The following is a 7574-nucleotide window of genomic DNA, read 5'->3' on the forward strand; positions in this document are numbered from 1 at the left end:
AGGTTCACCTCGCCCTCCCGCTGTCCCCACAGTGATGCGGCTGGGATTCAGACGGTGGGTAATGATGCGATCTCCTCGGTTCACTGTGCTTGGTGGGGCTCGGCGCGGCAGGATGGATGCCATGCCAGAAGCCAAGGGCCAGTTGACGATCCGCACCCACGGCAATGCCGATGACCTACTCCAGCTCCTCGAATGGTTCAACGACGAGGACGGGCTGAGGGGCCGAGTGAGCTTGCCCCCTAATCGGATTCGTCCTGGCCAGATGGGTGACCTCTACGATGTGCTTGTCGTCGCCGTCGGCGCGGGCGGAATCGCCCCAGCCCTGGCCCGGTCGCTGACAGCGTGGTTCACCGTGCGCCGATCCGATATCGCTGTCACTCTCAAGATCGACGATCACACCGAGATCACCCTGGACGCCAAGCGAATCAAGACACCTGAGGTCACTCAGGCATTGCAGCGCATGCTCGAACGGCCCCGCGACCCGCAGTGACAGCGGCACCGAGTCGCACCGGGTGGCGTGCCGCCCTGATCGGGGTGAGCCGGTATATCGATCCCGAATTCCCCGACATTCCGGCTGCTCTCAACAACGTCGCGGACCTCACCCGGCTGCTGACCGCATCGACCGGCAGTGCGCTTGCCGAACGCCAGTGCAGTGTCCTGACCGATCCTGAGCACAACACGCAGGTCGGTAAGGCAGTCGCTTCCGCTGCGCAGGAAGCCGGTGATGTCCTGTTGGTGTATTTTGCCGGACATGGTGTGGTGGATCGGCGTGGGCGACTGTACTTGGCACTGTCCGGCACCAGCCGAGACCACCCTGAGTGGAGCTCAGTGCCGTTCGCGACGCTGCGCGATGAACTCATCGCGAGTCCAGCCCGCGCACGGATTCTGATCCTGGATTGCTGCTTCTCGGGACGAGCGTTCGAGGCCATGGGCGCGTCCTCCTCGCTCGTCGACGGCCAAATCGACATCCAGGGCACCTACACCATCGCATCCTCCGCCAGAAACGAACCTTCGATCGCGCCCGAAGGCTACCGTCACACCGCGTTCACCGCAGCCCTGCTCAGCGCCGCCACCAACACCGGCCTCACGCTCGATCAGCTCTACCAGAAGGTCGACCAGGCCCTGTACCGGGATGGCTACCCCCGCCCCCAACGACGAACCGTCAACATCGCCGGTGAACTGCGCCTGTTCACCCCACCACGCGCCATCCAACCGCTATCTGGTGGCGACGCCTCGATCGCGCCGATAACCGACCAGACCACCAACTCTGATACCGACGCCGACGCGCTTTTCGAGAGCGGCCGAAGCTTTGCCGACCAAGACGACCTTACCCAGGCAGAGAACTCGTGGCGGCTCGCCGCGTCGCAGGGACATGCCGGCGCGATGAACAACCTCGCCAACCTGCTCGATGCGCAAGGTCAAGCCCGCGAAGCGCACGAGTGGTACCGCGAGGCCGCCGAGCGAGGCAACGTCGATGCCATGGGCAATCTGGCCATTCTGCTACACCAGATAAAACGAGTCAGCGACGCTGAATTCTGGTGGCGCCGAGCTGCGGAGTCCGGCAACACCGACGCCATGTACAACCTCGCCATAATGCTCGACAAATCCCGACACCTCGACGAAGCCCTCACCTGGTACCGGCGCGCCGCCGAAGCCGACCACACCGACGCGATGCACAACCTCGCGATCCGCCTGCGCTACCGCGGGCATCTAGCTGAGGCCACCACCTGGTGGCAACGCGCCGGTCACCGACGGGCACAACGCACCAGCGAGAAGCTGCGCGGCGCGGTCACACGACCACAGTCGCGGTGAGAGCATTTCACCGGAGCAGACCCCCTGTTCCGTCGGCTCACCGGGCTCAGTGTCGCAGCAACTCAGGGCTTTCGGTGATGGGGGCGCACACAAATATACGAACACTGTTGGGCCGGAGCTAATCTCAGATCATGGTCTTGTCAGCTGGGGCGTCGATTGACGCGATGCTTTCCTTAGCTGACAGCAATCCCCGTGATTGGCCCTTACACCTGCGACCTTTCTCCAGTGGCTCCTTGGGGAGGTGGGTACGAAGCGAGGGGGCCTCTGCGGACGACATCGACCCGTGTCAGCTGCCTTGGTATGAGCTTATGATCCGCGCCGCGGAATCTTTTTGGAGCTGGCGTTGGGCTCAACCAGGCCGCCATCTACGTTGGAGTGCGCCCGAACCTGACACAGCTATTGTGTTGGAGCATCTGCTGGGTCGCTCCGACCAACCGTGGTCAAGTGCAGGGTTTGATACCGGGCTTGATCTGCTTTCACGCACGGGTATCGCGCCTGTATTCATACTGGCACGGGAGCTGAGTCCAGAGCGTGAGGCCGAGTTGTATGCGGCTGCATATGGCAAAGGACTAGCAGCCCTCGTTGTATTCGACTCTGTACGATCCGCTTTGGACTCCGAACGGTGGAGTAGCCATCTTCGTCGTGTGGTGAGCGGGTGGCTGCCTGATGATGTGGATCCGGCCCAGCCGTTTCGGGTGGTGAGTCTGGAGGACCGTCTTCCGTCGGACTACTACCGATGTCGTCATGCGTTGATTCATGCGCTCGATCACCTTTGGGCGTTGTTGTTGCATCATCATTTGTGCTCGAGCGAGCCGCCTGGCCGGTTGTTCGTCGCGCTCCGTCGCCTTACTCGTGGCCCGAATGTCCGCAGGTTGACCCAGCCTTCTTGTCAACCTGCGGGACTGGTGCGCGTCTAGATACGTTCGCACGCTGTCCCGCGCTTTCGCGCAGGAGGATTGCGTGTATTTCTCGTTGTTGCTGGTCGTGGCGGTGCAGCCTGATCCCACCATGCCGTGGTGGGTTCTGGCGCTGCCGGTGATCGTGATTGTGGTGTTGGTGGCTGTGGCCGCGTTGGTGGCGGCGCTGGCTGGTGCCGAGCGGTCCGTCCGGGCGCGGCTGGTGCTGGGCGATTTGCTGGTGATGCTGCAGCGAGGTGGTCGCCGGTGAGCGCGGCGCGGGGCCGAGGTAGGCCGATGTTGTGCCCGACCGTGGTATTAGAACGGGTACTGGCGATGTCAGCGGCCGGGTGGTCGGATTCGCGGATCAGTGAGGTCCTCAACGATGAGGGCATCGCAACGCCCGCCGGTGGCCGACGATGGCAGCGCTGCCATGTGTGGCGGTTGCGACACACCGCTGCCGCCATTCGGCGGAGCGCGGCCGAGGAGGCGCGCGAGGCCATGTAGCGGTCCAGGCACGCTGGCCTGGACCAGGGCGGGGCCCACTTGAGGATGACGACGGTGGAAGAGCGACGTCCTGCCACAAACGGGATGCTCCAGCCTGCCGACGCCGGGCGCCGTCAACCCGTCGAGCCGGCTCTCACCATCTTCGGCGCTCTTACTGCCCATAGGCGCTCTCGACGAGACGATCTCATCAGCAGCGAGCAATGGCTCCTGGTCTGGCGATCGCCACGACCACCCGCGAGCTGTCCCATCCCACCGGCCCGGCAGGGTCGGTCTGGGCCCTATGGACGGCCGACAGCGGCGACCTCGTCACCGAACGGCTCCGGCTTGCAGACTTGCCCGAGCGCGGACCGCAAATCGCCCACCGCCCCAGCGCAATCCAGCCCTACAACGGGGCCGCCTTCGCACTCGACGACTCCCAGGTCCATGACCTCTTCCGCCTCTGCCGAACCAAACCTTCCGCACTTCACACGACCTGATACCCAGTCGAGGGACTCGATCCGAAACCCGAGGACGACAGCATGATTGAAGTCCCACCACCCGATAGCGACCAATCTCGATCAGCTCGGCGAAGCAGCGACCGATACGGGGGTGCACCGGATCGCCCAGCGATGGAATGGCAGGAACTTGCCGCGGTGGCGGGATCTCCGACCCCGGCCCGCAGCAGGGCTCTAGCGAGCGTACGTCCAGCGTCGGAAATGAAGCCGATCCGGCTTGCCCTCGACGGGCACGATACGGACACACTCGTATCCGGCTTTCTCGATCGATTTCAGACTGGCGGTGTTGTCGGCGGCGATCACACAGCCGAAGGAACGAACTCCACTCGCCGCAGGGTGTTCGCTGACGGCTTGCTTGGATGCCGAGGCGTATCCGCGACAGCGGTGCGCCGGGTCTATGTAGGTCACCATACCCAGCGACGGGTAGTTGGCTGGATCGTCCATTTCCGTATCGGAACGGCTGTACGGCCGGTCTTGGACCGTCGCAGATACTACCCCCACCGGCTGTTCACCAGCGAAGATCACCCAGTTGAATATCCTTCCACCGAGCGAGTTTTCGGCACCAGGCGGGCACTGAAGGTAGTGGTTGGGCATCCCGATCCGCGCAACGTATTCGTCGGTGTGTGCCCAGCCGAGGACCTTCGATCGGACGGCTTCGTCACAGTCTGTCAGGTAGCGCAATTGCACCATAGTGCAACACCGTACTGAGTAGGGGTGCGCCCGCCTCATCAAACATCGCCAACGTATCGAAGTTGCGGCGGATCCGTCCCTTTGGCGCAAGGGACTCTTGGAGAGTTCGTTAGTGTCTGCATTGTGTTCGACATTGCCGATCGGATTGCTGACTACGTCCTGCGGTGGCCGCGGGAACTGTTCGTCCTGGAAGCGAAGGCGCTTCTGGCTGGAGCACCTTCGTCCCTTGGAAAGAGCGGGGGATGGGTCGGTGAGGTCGGTCTTCTTCTGACCGAAGCGTTCGCTTCCGAGACACCGGCACAGGATTTCGAGAACCTGGACTCGGGATGGCCGGTGTCGTCGGCACGGGCGAAACCGGAGGTTGATGACCCGTGGGGATCAGCTACGCCACCGCACAAGACTTCAGGTTTCCCCGAACGCGAGTTCCTCGAACAACTCGTCGCTACCTCGTCGCAGTTCCCCGAGCAGCATGCTCCGAAGCCTTACTACTCGCAGCGCATGGCTGGTCCGACAACTCACGTGCCGCTGGTGGAACCTGATCTCGAGTCGGCGCAACGCGAATGGGTGGCCGCGATCAGTGATTTCCAACAGCGCGGCTATCTGGGAAAGGTTGCACCCGATCCCTGTGTCGATGATGACTACCCCGGCGGGTTCCCGGACGAGGTCCTCGACACCGTGATCACCGACAGGCTTGGTCGGCGAGGTCTGTGGTCACCCCGGCCCGAAAGCTGGGAGGAGGCGACGTTCTTCGATCTCGTCGAGATCTTCCACGACCTCGTGGCCCGACCACGACAGCGCCATTTCCACAACTACAACGGTTGCGGATGGCACTACTCGAACTTCACTCCCCGACCTGTCCGGATCCTCTACCGATGGACCGTCAATCGCATCCTGACACGCAACAACATCGGTCTACGTCTCGCCAAGAGCGGAGAAGATATCGGCCGCTTGGTCAGCGAGACCGACGACGCACGAGCCGATCTCGTCGAGGCCGCTATGAACACCCCCGCCCCGGCACGCAAAGCCTCGGTAGCCCACGCAATCGCACTGTTCCGCAGCCGAAACGCGACGATCGACGAGAAGCGCAGCGCGTGCGTTACCCTGGCTGGCTTGCTCGAGGAACGCCGCGCACTGCTGAAGCAGGAACTGTTCAAAGCCGACGAAGGCGATCTCTTCCTGATCGCAAACAAGTTCGGCATCCGTCACCGAGACGCCAAACAGAAGATCGACTACGACACCGCCTACCTCGACTGGATCTTCTGGTGGTATCTCGCGACCAACGAACTGACCGACCGGCTCCTCGCCAGACAGAACGGCGACTTGCCTCCGCACACCTGACAGGTGACCGGAACGGGGCCCGCCCCCGAACCGACTCCACCACAACAGAATTAATCGAGATCAACAACGCGCATCGAGAGGCACACGAACTCATCCATGCAACTGCCCGTTGTGGCATCGCGGGTACCACAACGATCACGTGACGGCGGGCGTCCGAAACGGGACTGTCAATCTAACGGTGTAACAAGTGTTTTCAAGGTTTCTACTTCCGGCCCGCGGACAGGCGGCCTTCGAAGGTGATATCGAAAGCGTTCAAGGCTGCTTTCCATCTGGTGACCCAGCGTTTCTGCCCGGCGCCGGTGGGGTCGAGACTCATGATCGCCATGTAGACGCACTTCAGGGCCGCTTGGTCGTTCGGGAAGTGCCCGCGGGCGCGTACCGCGCGGCGAATGCGGGCGTTGACCGACTCGATCGCATTGGTCGAGCACACGACCCGGCGGATCTCGGTGTCGAAGGCCAGGAACGGCACGAACTCCGACCAGGAGTTCTCCCAGAGTTTGACGATGGCCGGATATTTTCTGCCCCATTCCTCGGCGAATTCGTAGAACCGCTCCAGCGCAGCTGATTCCGTCGATGCGGTGTAGACCGGCTTGAGTGCTTTGGCGATCGCGTCCCAGTGCTGGCGGGCCGCGTACCGGAACGAGGCCCGCAGCAGATGCACCACGCATGTTGAACCACCGCTTGCGGCCACACCTCGCCGATGGCCTCGGGCAGCCCTTTGAGGCCGTCGCAGACGAGCATGCACACATCAGCGACCCCGCGATTACGCAGTTCGGTGAGGATCTGGAACCAGAACTTCGCGCCCTCGCCGCCGTCGCCGGCCCACAGGCCCAAGATGTCGCGGGTGCCGTCCACGGTCACCGCGAGTGCGACGTAGATGGGCCGGTTGGCGACCTTGCCGTCACGGATCTTCACGTGGATGGCGTCGAGGAAGATCACCGGATACACCGCGTCGAGCGGCCGGTTCTGCCATTCGGCCATCCCGTCGAGCACCTTGTCGGTGATCGTGGAGATCGTCTGCTTGGACACCTCGGCGCCGTAGACCTCCCGCAGATGCGCCGAGATCTCGCCGTGGGTGAGCCCTTTGGCCGACAGCGACAGCACCATGTTCTCCACACCGTTGAGCCGGCGTTGCCGCTTGCGCACGATCTGCGGCTCGAAACTCGAGTCGCGGTCACGGGGGACGTCGATCTCGACCGGCCCGACGTCGGTCACCACCGTTTTCGAGCGGGTTCCGTTGCGGGAATTGCCCGTTCCACGGCCTTGCCGGTCGCTGTGGTCGTATCCGAGGTGGTCGGTTATCTCACCGTCGAGGGCGGACTCGACCACCAACTTGGTCAGCTGCTGCAGCAACCCGCCCTCGCCAGTCAGCTGCAGCCCGCTGGCGCGGGCTTGATCCACCAGCTGACCCACCAGCTCGGCATCCACGGTCGTCTTCGCGTCCTTGCGCTTGGCCACCGCAGCAGTATCGGCCACATCGGCCGTCATCACATCAGACATCAAGTGCCACTCCTTGTTTGGGAGTTACACCGTTGTATTTACAGTCCCTCCGAAACGGGGCGGATTCAAGCGGGCAAAGCTATTGGCCGATGACCAGCAGTTTTCGGTGTTGCAGAAGGTTGGCGTACTGGTCGATTCCCCCTCCGGACACCAGTGCTAACCACAGCATCGGCCTCGACAACGGCAACCCGTTGTCGAGGCCGATACCGTATGGCGAGGTGGAGGGCCCGATAGAGCTCCGCTTTGTCGGATCGCGCTCCCGCGGCGATAACGGCCGGGATGTCGCCGAGGGAATCGATCAGCTTGCGGATCTCGGTCTCGGTTAGTCGGGGGATGG

At 63.0% G+C, this 7574-nt stretch carries 5 protein-coding genes and 1 pseudogene; 4 read left to right on the forward strand and 2 right to left on the reverse strand.

Features of this window, described 5'->3' with window-relative positions; all coding sequences use genetic code 11:
• The first annotated feature begins 121 nt into the window (after nt 1-121).
• The 3 genes from NAM01S_RS35525 (at nt 122) to NAM01S_RS32395 (ending at nt 2979) form a co-directional block, all read left to right on the forward strand.
• The gene (locus tag NAM01S_RS35525; RefSeq protein WP_157108016.1) at nt 122-490 is read left to right on the forward strand and encodes an effector-associated constant component EACC1; all 369 of its coding nucleotides are present in this window, start codon (nt 122-124) and stop codon (nt 488-490) included.
• On the forward strand, nt 487-1812 hold the full coding sequence (locus NAM01S_RS32390) for a caspase, EACC1-associated type (protein WP_067792917.1): 1326 nt from the start codon (nt 487-489) through the stop codon (nt 1810-1812). The genes NAM01S_RS35525 and NAM01S_RS32390 overlap by 4 nt, the downstream gene beginning before the upstream one ends.
• 960 nt (nt 1813-2772) lie before the next feature.
• Complete coding sequence (locus NAM01S_RS32395) at nt 2773-2979, forward strand: hypothetical protein (RefSeq protein WP_067792919.1); 207 nt, start codon at nt 2773-2775, stop codon at nt 2977-2979.
• A gap of 904 nt (nt 2980-3883) precedes the next feature.
• Here the strand turns inward: NAM01S_RS32395 and NAM01S_RS34555 are convergent.
• Nucleotides 3884-4399, reverse strand: a complete 516-nt coding sequence (locus tag NAM01S_RS34555) for a GNAT family N-acetyltransferase (RefSeq protein WP_084483498.1) — start codon at nt 4397-4399, stop codon at nt 3884-3886.
• A 123-nt stretch (nt 4400-4522) separates the two neighbouring features.
• On the opposite strand from NAM01S_RS34555, the gene NAM01S_RS32410 reads away from it, so the two are divergent.
• A complete protein-coding gene (locus NAM01S_RS32410) occupies nt 4523-5737 on the forward strand; it encodes a hypothetical protein (RefSeq protein WP_157108018.1) in 1215 nt (404 codons plus the stop codon).
• 202 nt (nt 5738-5939) lie between these two features.
• Here the strand turns inward: NAM01S_RS32410 and NAM01S_RS32415 are convergent.
• Nucleotides 5940-7225: pseudogene (locus NAM01S_RS32415) on the reverse strand (IS256 family transposase).
• Nucleotides 7226-7574 lie beyond the last annotated feature (349 nt).

Origin of the sequence: Nocardia amikacinitolerans NBRC 108937, from assembly GCF_001612615.1 — a bacterium.
Lineage (GTDB): Bacteria > Actinomycetota > Actinomycetes > Mycobacteriales > Mycobacteriaceae > Nocardia > Nocardia amikacinitolerans.

Excerpts from the sequence above, each read along its gene's own strand:
- NAM01S_RS35525 (WP_157108016.1), top strand. The coding sequence starts at position 122 with ATGCCAGAAGCCAAGGGCCAGTTGACGATCCGCACCCACGGCAATGCC.
- NAM01S_RS34555 (WP_084483498.1), bottom strand. The coding sequence starts at position 4,399 with ATGGTGCAATTGCGCTACCTGACAGACTGTGACGAAGCCGTCCGATCG.